General features: G+C 49.8%; 16 protein-coding genes. 7 read left to right on the top strand and 9 right to left on the bottom strand.

What is annotated here, in order from left to right; all coding sequences use genetic code 11:
* Nucleotide 1: 1 nt before the first annotated feature.
* The 7 genes from hisD to hisIE are packed head-to-tail and all read left to right on the top strand — an operon-like array spanning nt 2 to nt 6175.
* The gene (gene hisD / locus DET62_RS13160; protein WP_110014268.1) at nt 2-1330 is read left to right on the top strand and encodes a histidinol dehydrogenase; all 1329 of its coding nucleotides are present in this window, start codon (nt 2-4) and stop codon (nt 1328-1330) included.
* Nucleotides 1327-2400 (top strand): histidinol-phosphate transaminase, encoded by a 1074-nt coding sequence (gene hisC / locus DET62_RS13155; RefSeq protein WP_110014267.1) that lies wholly within the window; start codon nt 1327-1329, stop codon nt 2398-2400. The genes hisD and hisC overlap by 4 nt, the downstream gene beginning before the upstream one ends.
* Nucleotides 2397-3473, top strand: a complete 1077-nt coding sequence (gene hisB, locus DET62_RS13150; RefSeq protein ID WP_110014266.1) for a bifunctional histidinol-phosphatase/imidazoleglycerol-phosphate dehydratase HisB — start codon at nt 2397-2399, stop codon at nt 3471-3473. Before hisC ends, hisB begins: the two co-directional genes overlap by 4 nt.
* Nucleotides 3470-4060 carry an imidazole glycerol phosphate synthase subunit HisH gene (gene hisH, locus DET62_RS13145; RefSeq protein WP_011235070.1) on the top strand — a complete coding sequence of 197 codons (591 nt, stop codon included), beginning with the start codon at nt 3470-3472 and terminating at the stop codon, nt 4058-4060. The genes hisB and hisH overlap by 4 nt, the downstream gene beginning before the upstream one ends.
* A complete protein-coding gene (gene hisA / locus DET62_RS13140; RefSeq protein ID WP_110014265.1) occupies nt 4054-4791 on the top strand; it encodes a 1-(5-phosphoribosyl)-5-[(5-phosphoribosylamino)methylideneamino]imidazole-4-carboxamide isomerase in 738 nt (245 codons plus the stop codon). Before hisH ends, hisA begins: the two co-directional genes overlap by 7 nt.
* Nucleotides 4773-5570 carry an imidazole glycerol phosphate synthase subunit HisF gene (gene hisF / locus DET62_RS13135; RefSeq protein WP_110014264.1) on the top strand — a complete coding sequence of 266 codons (798 nt, stop codon included), beginning with the start codon at nt 4773-4775 and terminating at the stop codon, nt 5568-5570. The genes hisA and hisF overlap by 19 nt, the downstream gene beginning before the upstream one ends.
* The gene (gene hisIE / locus DET62_RS13130; RefSeq protein WP_110014263.1) at nt 5567-6175 is read left to right on the top strand and encodes a bifunctional phosphoribosyl-AMP cyclohydrolase/phosphoribosyl-ATP diphosphatase HisIE; all 609 of its coding nucleotides are present in this window, start codon (nt 5567-5569) and stop codon (nt 6173-6175) included. The genes hisF and hisIE overlap by 4 nt, the downstream gene beginning before the upstream one ends.
* On the opposite strand, the gene DET62_RS13125 is transcribed toward hisIE, so the two are convergent.
* The 9 genes from DET62_RS13125 to DET62_RS13085 all read right to left on the bottom strand — a co-directional run bounded on the left by DET62_RS13125 (nt 6172) and on the right by DET62_RS13085 (nt 15186).
* Entirely contained in the window at nt 6172-7560 is a 1389-nt protein-coding gene (locus tag DET62_RS13125; protein WP_110014262.1) for an MATE family efflux transporter, read from the bottom strand. The two genes, hisIE and DET62_RS13125, sit on opposite strands and share 4 nt — an antisense overlap.
* Before the next feature lie 16 nt (nt 7561-7576).
* Nucleotides 7577-8365 (bottom strand): alpha/beta hydrolase, encoded by a 789-nt coding sequence (locus DET62_RS13120; RefSeq protein ID WP_110014261.1) that lies wholly within the window; start codon nt 8363-8365, stop codon nt 7577-7579.
* Nucleotides 8366-8374: 9 nt separating this feature from the next.
* Complete coding sequence (locus DET62_RS13115; RefSeq protein ID WP_011235076.1) at nt 8375-8782, bottom strand: MAPEG family protein; 408 nt, start codon at nt 8780-8782, stop codon at nt 8375-8377.
* A 75-nt stretch (nt 8783-8857) separates the two neighbouring features.
* Nucleotides 8858-9505: an adenylate kinase gene (gene adk / locus DET62_RS13110; RefSeq protein WP_011235077.1), complete on the bottom strand. Its 648-nt coding sequence runs from the start codon at nt 9503-9505 to the stop codon at nt 8858-8860.
* Between the two features lie 117 nt (nt 9506-9622).
* Nucleotides 9623-11536: a molecular chaperone HtpG gene (htpG, locus tag DET62_RS13105; protein WP_011235078.1), complete on the bottom strand. Its 1914-nt coding sequence runs from the start codon at nt 11534-11536 to the stop codon at nt 9623-9625.
* A 65-nt stretch (nt 11537-11601) separates the two neighbouring features.
* Nucleotides 11602-12207: a recombination mediator RecR gene (recR, locus tag DET62_RS13100; protein WP_034823012.1), complete on the bottom strand. Its 606-nt coding sequence runs from the start codon at nt 12205-12207 to the stop codon at nt 11602-11604.
* Between the two features lie 16 nt (nt 12208-12223).
* Nucleotides 12224-12550: a YbaB/EbfC family nucleoid-associated protein gene (locus DET62_RS13095; protein WP_034823014.1), complete on the bottom strand. Its 327-nt coding sequence runs from the start codon at nt 12548-12550 to the stop codon at nt 12224-12226.
* 31 nt (nt 12551-12581) lie between these two features.
* On the bottom strand, nt 12582-14627 hold the full coding sequence (dnaX, locus tag DET62_RS13090) for a DNA polymerase III subunit gamma/tau (protein ID WP_110014292.1): 2046 nt from the start codon (nt 14625-14627) through the stop codon (nt 12582-12584).
* Between the two features lie 25 nt (nt 14628-14652).
* Nucleotides 14653-15186, bottom strand: a complete 534-nt coding sequence (locus DET62_RS13085; protein ID WP_110014291.1) for an adenine phosphoribosyltransferase — start codon at nt 15184-15186, stop codon at nt 14653-14655.
* Nucleotides 15187-15190: the final 4 nt, after the last annotated feature.

Raw genomic sequence — 15190 nt, 5'->3', positions numbered from 1 at the left:
CATGAGTGAATTACGGATACCCATTGAACAATGGCAGAGCCTGTCGTCAGCGGAGCAAGCTCAACGCTTAGCGCGCCCCGGACGGGCTCAGGCAGAGTCACTGCGAGAGAAGGTTGCAGTTATTCTGAGTGACGTTCGTGATAACGGTGAGCGCGCGGTGCTGAACTATACCCGCCAGTTCGATAACCCGGATGCGACCTCATTGCGAATGAGCAGTGAACAGGTGGAAGCCGCCGTTGCTAGTTTAGATGACAAAGTAAAACGCGCCATAGACACCGCTTACCAGACGATTTACCGCTTTCACGACGCACAGCAGCCGCAAGATTTAAGCATTGAAACCGCGCCGGGCGTACAATGTGAATTGCGTTATGCACCGTTAGACGCCGTCGGTTTATACATTCCGGGCGGCAGTGCTACTTTGCCCTCCACCGCATTAATGCTGGGCGTGCCCGCACAAATTGCCGGATGTCAGCGTGTGGTTATGGTCAGCCCGCCTAATAAACAGGGCGAATTACCAGCCGCCCTGCTCTACGCTGCTAAGCGTTGCGGCGTAACCGATATTCTCCTGTGTGGCGGCGCTCAGGCTATTGGTGCGCTGGCGTACGGTATAGAGTCATCGCCTGCTGTAGGTAAAGTCTTTGGCCCGGGTAACAGCTTTGTTACCGAAGCCAAGCAACAGGTTAGCCAGAATGACAGCGGTTGTGCCATGGATTTACCGGCAGGCCCCTCAGAGCTGTTGGTGATTGCTGATGACAGTGCAAACCCGGCCTATGTGGCGGCGGATTTACTGTCACAAGCCGAGCACGGACCGGATTCTCAGGTTATTTTGCTTACGCCCTCAATGACGGTCGCCGAAAATGTACGGCAGGAGCTGATGGCACAATGCGCTCAGCTAAGTCGCGCCGATATTGCCGAGCAGGCCTTACAGGCCAGTCGTCTGCTGGTAGTTGCCGATATGAATGAAGCCATAGCCATTAGCGAAACCTATGCGCCCGAACACCTTTCTATTCAGACGGATAACGCGCGTGAGCTGCTGCCACAGTTAACCCGTGCAGGCTCTGTCTTTGTCGGACACTACACACCAGAGTCCGGCGGTGATTATGCCACCGGTACCAACCACGTTTTGCCAACGTATGGCTATGCCCGCAATTACAGCAGCCTTGGGCTGGTCGACTTCTACCGTCGTTATACGGTCCAGGAAGCCAGTCACGACGGACTACGCCAGTTAGCAGAAGCCATTACTACTTTGGCTGACGTTGAAGGTTTAGATGCGCACAAACGTGCCGTGACTATTCGTACGGAGACTAAAAGTACGGAGAGCAAACTATGAGCATTGTTGAGCAGTTACAGCGCCAGCACCTGAAACAGCTAACGCCATACGCCTCTGCACGACGTAGCATGAGTGGCGGCAATATCTGGCTGAACGCTAACGAGTCTCCGTACAGTAACTCGTACACTGTTGATGACAGCAAACTTAACCGTTACCCGGAGTTTCAGTCTAAGTCGCTGAACCAGGCCTACGCTGAGTACGCCGGAATTAACGCCTCGAAGGTATTAAGCAGCCGCGGTTCAGACGAAGGTATCGAGTTACTGATACGAGCTTTTTGTGAACCCGGTCAGGACAAAGTACTGATTTGCCCACCGACTTACGGTATGTACGCTATTTCGGCTAAAACCTTTGCGGTTGGTGTTACTGAGGTTCCCTTACTAAATAGCGGAGAGGTGAACAACTGGCAGTTGGATACGGAGTCGGTTATAGAAGCTGCTGCTGAGTGCAAAGTCATCTTTCTCTGCTCGCCTTCAAACCCGCTGGGCAATGCACTAAATACCGATGATATTGAACAAGTGCTGCAACACTCGCCACGTTCTATTGTGGTAGTTGATGAAGCCTATATTGAGTTCAGCTCTGGTGACAGCGTTGTCAGTTGGCTGGAACGTTATCCGAACTTGGTGGTGTTACGTACCTTATCGAAGGCCTTTGCTCTGGCCGGCATTCGCTGCGGTTTTTTGCTGGCGAATGACGACATTATTGAGTTACTGCAGAAAGTTCTGGCGCCGTACCCTTTGCCAGACCCGACAGTGCAAATTGCGGTTCAGGCTTTGCAGACAAGCTCGCTTGAACGGCTGCAGCAACAGGTAGCAACCTTATTAGCCGAGCGCGATCGGGTGCAAACAGCCTTAGAACAAACACCACTGACCCTGGTATCGGAAAGTGACACGAACTTTTTACTGTATCAGTGTGAAGATGCCGCTGGTTTAGTGAAATCACTTGCCGATAACGGCTTATTAATACGTAATCAGTCGGCGCAGCGGGGGCTGGAAAACGTTGTTCGCATAACCATTGGCAGCGCCGCCGAAAATGACGAACTGATTCAACAGTTGAAGGACTATTTTTCATGAGCCAGAAGCCTATTTTATTCATTGACCGTGACGGCACCCTGGTTGAAGAACCAGCCACTGACAAACAGCTGGACAGCGTTGAAAAGTTGGTGTTTGAACCGAACGTGGTACCGGCTTTGCTGAAACTGCAACAGGCGGGTTATCAGCTGGTGATGGTGTCCAACCAGGACGGTCTGGGTACAGACAGCTTTCCGCAGGCTGATTTTGACGCGCCACATAATTTGATGATGGCGGTGTTTGAGTCACAAGGCATTCGTTTTGACGATGTTTTGATCTGTCCTCACTTTGACAGTGATAACTGCAGCTGCCGTAAGCCTGCGCTTGGGCTGGTAAAGTCGTATCTGAAAGAAGGCCGTGTCGACTTTACCAACTCCTACGTTATTGGCGACCGTGAAACCGACCTGCAACTGGCAGAAAATATGGGTATTGAAGGTCTGCGTTACAGTCGTAGCGAACTCAACTGGGATGCCATTGTTCACCAATTACTGGACAACCCGCGTACAGCGTCGGTTACCCGCACCACACGGGAAACGGACATCAATATTAAGGTGGATTTAGACAGTCAGGCTCCGCGCGAATTTGATACCGGCATTGGCTTCTTTGACCACATGCTTGAGCAGATAGCCACACACGCCGGTTTCTCGCTTTCGGTTAAGGTTAAGGGTGACTTGCACATTGACGATCACCACACCATTGAAGACACGGCTCTGGCGTTGGGTCAGGCATTACGCTCAGCACTGGGCGACAAGCGCGGCATTGGTCGCTTTGGTTTTGCTCTGCCTATGGATGAATGCCGGGCGGAATGTCTCATCGATTTATCCGGCCGCCCCTATTTGAAATGGGAAGCAGACTTCACCCGCGACAAAGTCGGCGAATTATCCACCGAAATGGTCGAGCACTTCTTCCGCTCGTTAACCGACGCCATGGCAATGAGCTTGCACTTATCGACCACCGAGGGTAATACCCACCACCAGGTCGAAAGCCTGTTTAAGGTATTTGGCCGGGCACTGCGTCAGGCCATTACCAAAACCGGAGACCAACAGTTGCCTTCAAGTAAGGGGATGCTGGCATGAATGTGGTGATTGTCGATACCGAGTGTGCCAACCTGACATCTGTCCGCTTTGCGGTTGAACGTTTGGGCTACTCAGTGCTTATTACCGATGATGCAGAACAAATACGCGCCGCTGACCGTGTCATTTTGCCTGGCGTAGGTACCGCTGCCGCAGCTATGCGTAACTTACAGCGCAAGCAACTCGTGGAGCCGCTACGGGAGTTAACCCAGCCGGTGCTGGGTATTTGCCTGGGCATGCAGTTACTGACCTCACACTCAGAAGAAGGTGACGTTGACTGCCTGAATTTAATTCCGGCAAAAACCAAACGCCTGCGCGATTCTGGTCTGCCTTTGCCGCATATGGGCTGGAATACCCTGCAGCCAACCGCAGATAACCCGTTAGTCGACACGAGCGACAGCTACTGCTATTTCGTGCACAGTTTTGCTGTAGCAGTTGATGAGTACACTATAGCCAGCAGCGAGTATGGTGAGCGTTTTGCCTCAATGATACGTCACAACAACTATTTTGGTGCGCAGTTTCACCCTGAGCGTTCAGGTAAGACTGGCGAAGCTCTGCTGAAACGTTTTCTGGAGTTAACATTATGCTGATACCTGCCCTGGATTTAATTGACGGCAAAGTGGTACGCCTATATCAGGGCGACTTCGCGCAAAAAACCGAGTTTGATTTAACCCCGCTGGGTCAGGCCCAACTCTATGCTCAGGCCGGTGCCGAATGGCTGCATTTGGTTGATTTAGACGGCGCTAAAGACCCGGACAAGCGCCAGCAGAAACTGCTGGCTAAACTAGCCTCAGATTCAGGTATGAAGTGTCAGGCTGGCGGCGGAATTCGTACAACCGAGGATTTGGAAGCCTTGTTTGACGCCGGTATTGAGCGTGCCGTCATTGGTTCCACCGCGGTTAATAACCCGGACAGAGTAAAACAATGGTTGCAGACCTACGGCGGCGAAAAAATTGTACTGGCGCTGGATGTGAATATTGATCAGAGTGGCAATGCCATGGTCGCTACCCACGGCTGGCAACAGGCCAGCACGCATACACTGGATGACATTCTCAACCGTTACCTGGATTTAGGCTGCCGCCACGTGTTGTGCACCGACATCAGCAAAGACGGCACCATGACCGGCACCAATGTTGAGCTTTATAAACGCTACAAAGAGCTTTACCCGCAGGTGGTCTGGCAGGCGTCGGGTGGTGTCAGTCGCTTAGACGACCTTAAAGATTTAAAGGCTGTAAACTGTGATTCAGTTATTCTGGGTAAGTCATTGCTTACCGGCGCTTTCACTATGCAGGAGGCACTGGCATGCTGGCAAAACGCGTAATACCCTGCCTGGACGTTCGCGACGGGCAAGTAGTAAAAGGAGTGAAGTTCCGTAACCATGAAATTATTGGTGATATTCTGCCTCTGGCAAAACGCTATGCAGAAAGTGGCGCTGACGAGTTGGTGTTTTATGACATTACCGCATCCGCAGATGGCCGCACGGTGGATAAGTCCTGGGTTGAGCGGGTTGCCCGGGAAATCAACATTCCTTTTACCGTTGCCGGCGGTATTCGTTCGGTTGAGCACGCACAGACCATGCTTTCTATGGGCGCAGACAAAATCTCCATTAACTCGCCTGCCCTGCTTAATCCCAATTTAATTAATACCCTGGTGGAGGAATTTGGCCAGCAGTGCATTGTTATTGGCATAGACAGTTTCTATAACGAACAGTCCGGTGAATACGAAGTGCACCAGTTTACCGGTGACGAAAGCAAGTCGCAGAAATCAACATGGCAGACCAAAGACTGGTTGCAGGAAGTCATTTCCCGTGGGGCCGGTGAAATTGTGTTGAATTGCATGAATCAGGACGGCGTGCGTCAAGGTTACGATATTGCACAACTGTCGGCATTGCGCGAACATTGCTCTGTGCCTTTAATTGCGTCCGGTGGTGCCGGTGAAATTCAGCATTTTGTTGATGCCTTTCAAAAGGCGCAGGTGGATGGTGCACTTGCGGCTTCGGTGTTTCACAAAAGCCTATTCAGTATCAGCGAAGTGAAAGCCGCAATGGCAGCCAATAATATTGCGGTTCGCCCCATTGAAGCGCTTCAGGAGACGACATGAAAATTGATTTGAATAACATAGACGAGTTGGCCTGGGAGAAAATGTCAGGTTTACTGCCCTGCACAGTACAACACGCTCTAACCGGTGAAGTGTTAATGCAGGCCTATATGAGTACAGAAGCCATTAAGGAAAGCTTAGCAAGCGGTAAAACCACTTTTTATAGCCGCAGTAAAGAACGTTTATGGACTAAAGGCGAAAGCTCAAACAACTACCTCCGGCTTGAGGGCATCTATTCGGACTGTGATTATGACGCATTACTGGTTCAGGCTATACCCGATGGCCCTACCTGCCATTTAGGTAACCGCAGTTGTTTTGCCGAGGCACCTAAACCCTTGCTGCATGAGCTTGACTCGCTCATTGCCAGCCGTAAAGGCGCAGATACCAACGAAAGTTACACTGCCAGCCTATTTGCTAAGGGATTAAAACGTGTGGCTCAAAAAGTTGGGGAAGAAGGCGTGGAAGTCGCTCTGGCAGCGGCAACTGCCGATAAAGACGAGCTGGCTAATGAAAGCGCCGACTTACTCTACCACTTGCTGGTTGCGCTACGGGCCAATGAGCTTAGTTTGGACGATGTGCTGGAGGTATTAGCGAAGCGCCGCGGTTAAGCGGCGCTGTTTAACTGCTCACGAAAATGCTTACGCTCGTATCGGCGGGATACGCGGCGTAGGCGCAATGACAAGAGTACCGCTGCGACACTTAGGCCACTAATAAAGCCAATCCAGAAGCCTGCCGCGCCCATGGCTGGCACAACCCAGTCGGTCAGCCCCAGAATATAACCAACGGTTAAGCCAAACGGCCAGTACGAAATAAAGGCCAATATCATTGGGTATTTAGTGTCTTTGTAGCCACGCAGAGTGCCAATAGAAATGGCCTGGAAGGTGTCCGACACAGTGAAAATAGCCGCCAGCCCCATCAGCGTTGCTGCCAGATTAATAATATCCTTATCAGGAGTGTAAAGGCTGGCTAACCAACCACCACCCAGATACATAATTAAACCGTTAACGCCCGCAAACACGCCACCAAACAGCATCGCGAGTTTAAAGCTCAACATGGCGTTTTTCGGATTACCCGCACCCAGCGCAAAGCCAACCCGTAAAGTCACTGCCATAGAGATACTCAGCGGCACCATATACACTAACGAACTTATGTTCAGTGCAATTTGGTGAGCAGAAACCACCGTCGGCCCCAGCGGCGCAATTAATAACGCGACTGCAGCAAACAGGCTGACCTCGAAAAAGAGTGACATCGAAATAGGAAAGCCAATACGAATAACGTAGGTAACGTCGTCCCAGTTAGGCCGGTACCAGCGACGGAGCAGACGCAACCGCTTGTAACGTTTGGCGGTAAAGGTATAAACAACCATTGAAAGCGCCATACCCCACAAGACAATAGCCGTTGCCAGACCGCAACCGGCTCCGCCCAGCTCCGGCATACCAAACTTGCCGTAAACAAAAATGTAGTTTGCCGGAATATTTATCAATAGCCCGATAAAACCAATGATCAGCGACGGCATGGTGTTCGACAAGCCCTCACAAAAGTTTCTCAGTACCGCGTAAATAACAAAGCCCGGTATGCCCCAGGAGATGTAAAACAAATAATCCAGCGTAATGGCGCGAAAGTCGTCTTCAACTTCCATCATGTCCAGCAACCAGGGCGCCGAGGACATTCCGATTAGAGTAATCACCCCGACAATGGCGCAGGCGTATAAGCCCTGTTGCAGTATATTGGCGATACGTCGGTGCGAATTTGAACCGTCCAGATGAGAGATAATTGGCGCTAAAGCCAGCGCCAGACCAAACACCAATAAAGTTGCTGGTACAAAAATACTGCCGCCGACCGACACAGCGGCCAGGTCAAGTGCCCCTTTGCGCCCAGCCATAACCGTATCCACGACACTCATTAACATTTGAGTTAACTGAGCCACAAGAATAGGACCGGTCAGTTTAGCCAGCTTATTAAATTCGCCTTTATTATTCGTCCACCAGTTCACGCGCGTTTTCTCTGGGTTAGGATTGCTTACGCAAAAATTGCAGGATACGCTGATTCACATCAGCCGGATGAGTCAAAGGCCCCATATGCCCTGCTCCAACGGAGTCTCGTTGGACATCAGGAAGTATCGTCGATAAAGCCTCTGCGACAGCTTTTGCACTGCGACGAGTGTGTTCGCCCTGCAGCAGCAGAACGCTTTGCCCTACCCCGCGGTAGTCTTCCAGGCGTCGGGGTTCGTTAAGCAAGGCATCGAAGTCCAGAGCCACTTTAGCAGCCTGACTGACCATAATTTGCTGAATGCGTTCAGGCAAAGCATCAAAATATCCGGCGTCATTCCAGTAATCGACAAAGGTGCGTGTGCATTCTATTGCGTCTTTACCGTGCATAGCGTGACTGATCTCCTGTATTTCCAGCATTCCTGAAGAATCATCCGGTAATACGTGAAAGGCAACAGGTTCGTAGACAACCACATCGGCAATTTTAAATGGCTTTTCCAGCGCCAGTTTTAATGCAACAGCGCCGCCATAGGAGTGACCAACCAGTTGCACAGGCCTGGATAACGCAAGTTGCTCAACCGCGCTAATAATACGGGGCAGTTCCTGCTCCAGTCGAAAGTTTGCCGTAAACTCAACGTTAGGCGCCTGCCCATACCCCAGCAAATCAACCGCAATAACAAAGTGAGTGCTGGTTAACTCTTTTATTAACGCCCGCCACTGGCTACTGGCGCTCTGCGAGCTGTGCAACAAAACAACCGGCGGGTTTTGTTGTTCGCCGTACAGATGAATACCTGATTCTAATTCAGACATAGCTTCACTTTATAATAAACTGACACCAACAAACTGGCCAATACCAAAGCCAGCAGCTAACAATAAAACGGCAAAAGTCGTTAATACCCCAATGGTGCGGGGCAAACTCACGCCGACACTGCGGGTTAACCCTATAGCGTGACATAAGCGAGCAACGACTAACGCAATACCCAACCCATGGAGCAGAGCAATCGGAGCGTGTTGTACTTCCATCATAGCAAACAGAATAAGCGCCAGAGGCACATACTCAATAAAGTTACCGTGGATACGCACTGCAACATTGAGCTCTTCCGCTTCACCGGTGCCCAAACCTACCCGGTGTTTCCAGCGCAAACGGATAATGTTCACAGCCAAAACAAGATAAATAAGCGTTAAAATGCCCGCATAAAAGCCGGTTATTGTTAGTTGAGATGTCATTGGAATGCCTCTTGTTATTCGTTGGGGCCTGGCTTCATTAAAAAAGGCTCACCATGTGAGCCTTTTAGTAAAAAATTACTTTCTGAGCAAATCGCCCAGTTGCTCACTGACTCTTTCAACGGGTTGCGTACCATCAATTTTGTGATACTCCGTCTTACCTTCTTCAGACAGCTTTTGATAATACTCTACCAAAGGTTCCGTCTGCTCGTGGTAAACCGAAAGGCGTTTACGAACCGTCTGTTCCTGATCATCCGGGCGAACAACCAGATCTTCACCCGTTTCGTCATCTTTGCCTTCCACTTTCGGTGGATTGTGCTCAACATGATAAACACGGCCGGAACCAGGGTGGACACGGCGACCACTCATGCGATCAACAATAATTTCGTCCGGAACATCAAATTCCAGCACGTAATCAATTTCGATACCGTTATCGCGCATCGCGTCGGCTTGCGGAATGGTTCTTGGAAAACCGTCGAGTAAAAAACCATTCTGGCAGTCTGGCTCTGCAATTCGTTCTTTGACCAATTCGATAATGATGTCGTCCGACACTAACTGTCCGGCATCCATAACTTGTTTGGCCTTTTTACCCAGTTCCGAACCGGACTTAATTGCTGAACGCAGCATATCACCGGTGGAAATTTGAGGGATCCCAAAAGTATTCATCAGGAATTGTGCCTGAGTTCCTTTTCCAGCTCCCGGGGCGCCTAACAAAATAATGCGCATAGAAAACCTCTTTGCATGATTCAAAAGTCTGCCCCGAACTTTACCCTGACAGGCGGGCTATTACAAGCGCAGAAAGCCGCTGCAGGCAATGACTTACCCACAGCGGTTGATACGAAATTAAGCGTTAAGCATTAATTTGTTAAGGCGGGTAACGAAGGAGGCTGGATCTTTCAGGTTGCCCCGCTCCGCTAAAGTGGCCTGATCTAATAACACTTCAGCCCATTCTTTAAAGGTATCATCCTCTTTGGTCAGCATGCGCTGAACCAACGGATGTTCTGGATTTACTTCAAAGATGTACTTAGTTTCAGGAACCGCCTGACCGGCGGCTTCCATCAACTTAGCCATTTGCGTACTCATATCATTGTCATCGGTAATGATACAGGCCGGCGAGTTGGTTAAGCGGTTAGTCACACGAACCTTCTTAACTTTATCACCTAAGGCTTTTTCAAAGCGTTCCAGGTTTTCTTTAAAGGCTTCTTCGGCTTTTTCCTGCTCGGCCTTGTCTTCTTCGTCGTCCAGTTCGCCTAAATCAAGGTCACCACGAGTCACTGACTGCAACTGTTTCTCTTTAAATTCAGTCAGGTGGCTCATCAGCCATTCATCAATGCGCTCTGAAAGCAGCAACACTTCAATGCCTTTCTTGTTAAAGATTTCCAGTGCGGGGTTGTTTCTGGCGGCTTCGTAGCTGTCGGCAACAATGTAGAAGATTTTATCCTGACCTTCTTTCATACGCTCAATGTAGTCGTCCAGGCTGACTGACTGCACTGCGCCGTCGTTATGCGTTGAAGCAAAACGCAGCAGCTCGGCAATACGCTCACGGTTAGTGTGATCTTCCGCCGGACCTTCTTTCAGCACGTTGCCGAAGGTATCCCAGAACTGTTGATACTGTTCTTTGTCGTCTTTTGCCAGCTTTTTCAGCATTTGCAGTACTTTTTTGGTACTACCGTTACGCATTGCACGGGTAATTTTATTATCCTGCAAAATTTCACGCGAAACGTTCAGCGGTAAGTCATTTGAGTCAACCAAACCACGCACAAAACGCAGGTAAGTTGGCATTAACTGCTCAGCGTCGTCCATAATGAAAACACGCTTCACATAAAGCTTAACGCCGTGCTGTTGTTCGCGGTTCCATAAGTCCCACGGAGCGCGTTTTGGAATGTACAGCAAATTAGTGTATTCGGTTGTGCCTTCAACTTTGTTGTGGCTCCACAGCAGTGGTTCATCAAAGTCGTGCGCTACGGTCTTATAGAACTCTTTGTATTCTTCGTCCGTAATGTCTGACTTTTCACGAGTCCAGAGTGCCTGACCTGAGTTTACGGTCTCCCATTCGCCGGGCTGCCCTTCTACTTTATTGCCTTCGTCGTCTTCTGACTCAGGTACCGGCTCTTTCCACATCTGAACCGGAATACTCAGGTGCTCTGAATATTTATTGATAATGCCGCGCAGACGATTTTCATCTAAGAATTCATCGGCATCATCTTTCAGGTGTAAAATAATGTCGGTGCCACGCCGGGCTTTATCAATGTCAGCAATTTCGAAATCGCCTTCGCCTTGCGAGCGCCATTCGACTCCGCGAGCGTCTTTATCTAATGCTGAACGGGTTCTTACGGTAACTTCATCGGCAACAATAAAGGCTGAATAGAAGCCAACACCAAACTGACCAATAAGTTTGCTGTCTTTTGCTTCGTCGCCGGATAGCTGACCGAAGAACTCAGCCGTGCCTGACTTGGCAATGGTTCCCAGGTTATTCATTACGTCGTCGCGCGTCATACCAACGCCGTTGTCGCTGATGGTAATGGTGCGGCTGTCTTTATCAACAGAAACACGAACGTGCAGGTCACTGTCGTCACCGTACAGAGAGTTGTCGCTTAAAGCTTTAAAGCGCAATTTATCTGCTGCGTCGGACGCATTAGAGACCAATTCGCGTAAGAAAATTTCTTTATTGGAATACAAAGAATGGATCATCAGGTGAAGCAATTGTTTTACTTCTGTCTGAAATCCATGTTTTTCCATTTGACCGGCTTCCGCCATAGTATATTTCTCCTGCTGTTATTACCTATGGCAATAACAATGGGGGCGCAGGAGACATTTTCAAGTCATCGGGAAAATTGTTTTCGGCCACTGAAGGCGTGACCCAGTGTGGTTTGATCGACATAACCCAGCTCACCGCCTACTGGCACCCCGTGAGCAATTCGGGTGGTGTTGATATTCAATTGCCCGGCAATGTCGGCAATATAGTGCGCGGTAGCGTCCCCTTCCACGGTCGGGTTAGTCGCCAGCACAATTTCTTCCACCGGCTCGCTCTGCAATTGCCGCTCCAGTTCATCCAGACCTATGTCCGCCGGCCCAATACCATCGAGCGGAGACAAATGTCCCATCAGCACAAAGTAACGTCCCTGAAATTGAGAAGTCTGTTCAATAGCTAATACGTCGGCGGGTGTTTCAACAATGCAAAGTACACCATTTTCGCGTCGCATAGGGTTACTGCAAATGCGGCACAGAGGTTCTTCGGTTAAGGTCCGGCAACACTCGCAGTGGCCTACTTTTTCCACCGCCGACTGCAAAGATTCAGCAAGCCTTGAGGCTCCACCGCGATCGCGCTCAAGCAAATGAAACGCCATACGCTGTGCTGACTTTTGACCAACACCCGGTAGGCGTTTTAAATTCTCGACCAGTTGATCGATTGCCGGACTAATACTCATTAACTGACCTTACTACTTAGAAAGGCATTTTAAAGCCCGGAGGTAAACCCATACCGCCGGTTATTTCAGACATGCGCTCTTTGCTGGTTTCTTCAACGCGACGCACAGCATCGTTGGTAGCTGCAGCAATCAAGTCTTCCAGCATTTCCTGGTCGTCTTCCATTAAGCTTGGATCAATGCTTACACGCTTTACGTTGTGGTTACCCAGCATGGTAATTTTAACCAGGCCTGCGCCGGCTTCACCAGTCACTTCCATATTGGCGACTTCTTCCTGGGCTTTTTGCATGCGCTCCTGCATTTGTTGCGCCTGCTTCATCATGTTACCCATTCCACCTTTAAACATAATTTTCTTCCTCGTTTAAGCTTTTAAAAAATTAACGCGCCTGAATTGATGACTCATCAATTTGCGCTTGAAACCTTTGCTGTAATTCCTGCACGCTGGCGTCCCCATGTAATATTTCACATGCGCGCTGGTGACGGTATTCATTGATATGTTGTTGCACCATCAAAGGGGTTGGCTGGCTCGGTACGCCAACTTTAAACTCTACCCTTGCAGTCGCCCCTAATAACCCGGCCAAAGACTCTCTGACGGCCTGACTGGTCGATTCGTTCAATAAACTTTTTTGTTCTTCAGCCACCAGAATCAGCCAGTCGTCATCACCGAGCTTTTGCAGTTCGGAGTTTAACAACACCTGACGAGCCAGCCCGGAAATGTCCATGCCCGCAATCATCGCACTCCATTTATCAACTTCGGCGGCTTCGCGAATATCGTCATTTAATTCTGGCAGATCTTCGTTTAATTCGTCTTTTGCTTCCGGCTGATGCGCGGATTGAGCTTCTGGTTCAGCTTTTGCCGGAACAGTTAACGGCATCGGCGAGCTGTTTTCTGTCTGGCTGTTTATTGTTTTGTTGCTATTGTCTGGATTTTTTTTTTCAGCCAGTTGCTCTCGCACGCGTAAAAGATCGGCTACGCCAGAACTGCTCTGCGCCGCTGGCTCAGGCGTTGGTTCTGCTGTTTGATCTGCTGTTGGCTCAGGTACGGGCTCCGACCTAGCCGCCTCTTCCATATGATACGGAGGCTCATCATTATGATAAAAGCCCGCATCATCATCCGGTTCAGAGTAATTAAATTCAGGAGGCTCTTGATGCTCACTGTAAGACGGTTGCATAGGCTCTGATAGTTCCGCTTCAGGCTGCGGCTCTGCTTCTGCCTGCGGTGTTACTTCTGCTGCCGTCTCGGTTTCAGTCTCAGTCACTTCCGGCGCAGGAGCCGTTAGCTTTGACTCCGGCATATCAACAGCAGACGAGTCCGCTTCTGAAATGTTGTAATCGCCCTTGTCTGCCGGACGGAAACACAGCAGCCGCAATAAAGTCATTTCGAGTCCGCTACGCGCGTCTATAGCGTAAGCCTGCTCGCGGCGACCTTCCAGAACCGTGCGATAGAAAACCTGAATAAGTTCAGCCGGCATGCGTCGCAATAATGGTTTCACAACATCGCTGTTTTCGAACACATTAGCGGCACTGGGTACTTGCTGAACCAAAGCCAACTGATGCAATAAGCTCTGTAGCTCAACCAGAACTGAACTCAAGTCCGGTACCATGGATACCATGCTGTCCACACGCTGCATTACCGCTTCTGCATCCCCTTCCAGAACACATTCCAGTAATGCGGCAATATCTGCCACGGGTACGTTGCCAAGCATACGTCTGACACTGTCGATACTAACCGAGCCGCCACCTTGGGCAATAGCCTGATCGGTTAAGCTAAGCGCATCGCGCATACTGCCACGGGCAGAACGAGCCAACAGTGGCAGCGCTTCGGAGTCAGCCTGAACCTGTTCCTGCGATAAAACATAGCTAAGCTGCTGTGTAATATCGTCGTTCGACAAGGCTTTTAAATTAAACTGCAGACAACGCGATAAAATGGTGACCGGTAGCTTTTGCGGATCGGTGGTCGCCAGCAAAAACTTTACGTGCTCCGGTGGTTCTTCCAGTGTTTTCAGCAGCGCATTAAAACTGTGCCGTGACAGCATGTGCACTTCATCAATTAAATACACCTTATAGCGACCACGGGTGGGGCGATATTGGACGTTATCAAGTAACTCGCGGGTGTCTTCAACTTTGGTTCTTGATGCTGCATCAATTTCCAGCAAGTCAACAAACCGTCCCTGCTCTATTTCAAGACAGGCACTGCATTTGCCACATGGCGTTGCCGTAATACCTTCTTCGCAATTCAGCGCTTTAGCGAGGATTCGTGCAATGGTGGTTTTACCCACCCCGCGAGTACCGGTAAACAGATAAGCATGATGAAGCCGCTGCTTGTCTAACGCGTGCTCAAGCGGCTTCAAAACATGTTGTTGGCCGACAACTTCTGCAAATTGCGAAGGTCGCCATTTTCTTGCCAGTACCTGATAACTCATAGGATGGATTATTAACTCTGTTTCGTTAAAACTGACATAAGGTATAGCACGCAACGCCGGCCTGCTGCAATTTATCTTCACCACCGAGCTCAGGCAAAGAGACTACAAAAGCGGCTTCAACAACGTCTGCACCGGAGGACTTAATCAACTGACTTGCAGCTACCACGGTTCCGCCGGTAGCCAGTAAATCGTCGACAATTAGCACTCTGTCGTTTTCAGTCAAAGCGTTTTCATGCATTTGCAATTCATCTGAACCGTACTCTAACTCATAATTCTGACGTGTCACTTTACCGGGTAACTTCCCCGGCTTTCTTAACAAAGTGACCCCACACCCCATGGCATAAGCCAATGCGGAACCAAAAATAAAGCCACGGGCTTCAACGGCAGCAATTTGCGTTATGCCCTGCCCTGCATAGCGTTGCCTTAAGGTATTAATGGTTAATCTGAACGCATCAGAATTTTGCAGTAAAGGCGTTATATCCCGGAAAATAATACCTGGCTTAGGGTAGTCCGGAATGGAGCCGATAGAGTCTCTTATATCAGTCGTGGCTGATTCCATAATA

The organism is Idiomarina sp. H2, from assembly GCF_004364275.1.
Lineage (GTDB): Bacteria > Pseudomonadota > Gammaproteobacteria > Enterobacterales > Alteromonadaceae > Idiomarina > Idiomarina loihiensis.
The sequence above is the reverse complement of the archived record's forward strand: the minus strand, read 5'-3'. Positions and strand labels throughout refer to the sequence as shown.

Bases quoted from the DNA above. Each gene is read 5' to 3' on its own strand.
- hisD (WP_110014268.1), top strand. From the start codon at position 2: ATGAGTGAATTACGGATACCCATTGAACAATGGCAGAGCCTGTCGTCA.
- hisC (WP_110014267.1), top strand. From the start codon at position 1,327: ATGAGCATTGTTGAGCAGTTACAGCGCCAGCACCTGAAACAGCTAACG.
- hisB (WP_110014266.1), top strand. From the start codon at position 2,397: ATGAGCCAGAAGCCTATTTTATTCATTGACCGTGACGGCACCCTGGTT.
- hisH (WP_011235070.1), top strand. From the start codon at position 3,470: ATGAATGTGGTGATTGTCGATACCGAGTGTGCCAACCTGACATCTGTC.
- hisA (WP_110014265.1), top strand. From the start codon at position 4,054: ATGCTGATACCTGCCCTGGATTTAATTGACGGCAAAGTGGTACGCCTA.
- hisF (WP_110014264.1), top strand. From the start codon at position 4,773: ATGCTGGCAAAACGCGTAATACCCTGCCTGGACGTTCGCGACGGGCAA.
- hisIE (WP_110014263.1), top strand. From the start codon at position 5,567: ATGAAAATTGATTTGAATAACATAGACGAGTTGGCCTGGGAGAAAATG.
- DET62_RS13120 (WP_110014261.1), bottom strand. From the start codon at position 8,365: ATGTCTGAATTAGAATCAGGTATTCATCTGTACGGCGAACAACAAAAC.
- DET62_RS13115 (WP_011235076.1), bottom strand. From the start codon at position 8,782: ATGACATCTCAACTAACAATAACCGGCTTTTATGCGGGCATTTTAACG.
- adk (WP_011235077.1), bottom strand. From the start codon at position 9,505: ATGCGCATTATTTTGTTAGGCGCCCCGGGAGCTGGAAAAGGAACTCAG.
- htpG (WP_011235078.1), bottom strand. From the start codon at position 11,536: ATGGCGGAAGCCGGTCAAATGGAAAAACATGGATTTCAGACAGAAGTA.
- recR (WP_034823012.1), bottom strand. From the start codon at position 12,207: ATGAGTATTAGTCCGGCAATCGATCAACTGGTCGAGAATTTAAAACGC.
- DET62_RS13095 (WP_034823014.1), bottom strand. From the start codon at position 12,550: ATGTTTAAAGGTGGAATGGGTAACATGATGAAGCAGGCGCAACAAATG.
- dnaX (WP_110014292.1), bottom strand. From the start codon at position 14,627: ATGAGTTATCAGGTACTGGCAAGAAAATGGCGACCTTCGCAATTTGCA.
- DET62_RS13085 (WP_110014291.1), bottom strand. From the start codon at position 15,186: ATGGAATCAGCCACGACTGATATAAGAGACTCTATCGGCTCCATTCCG.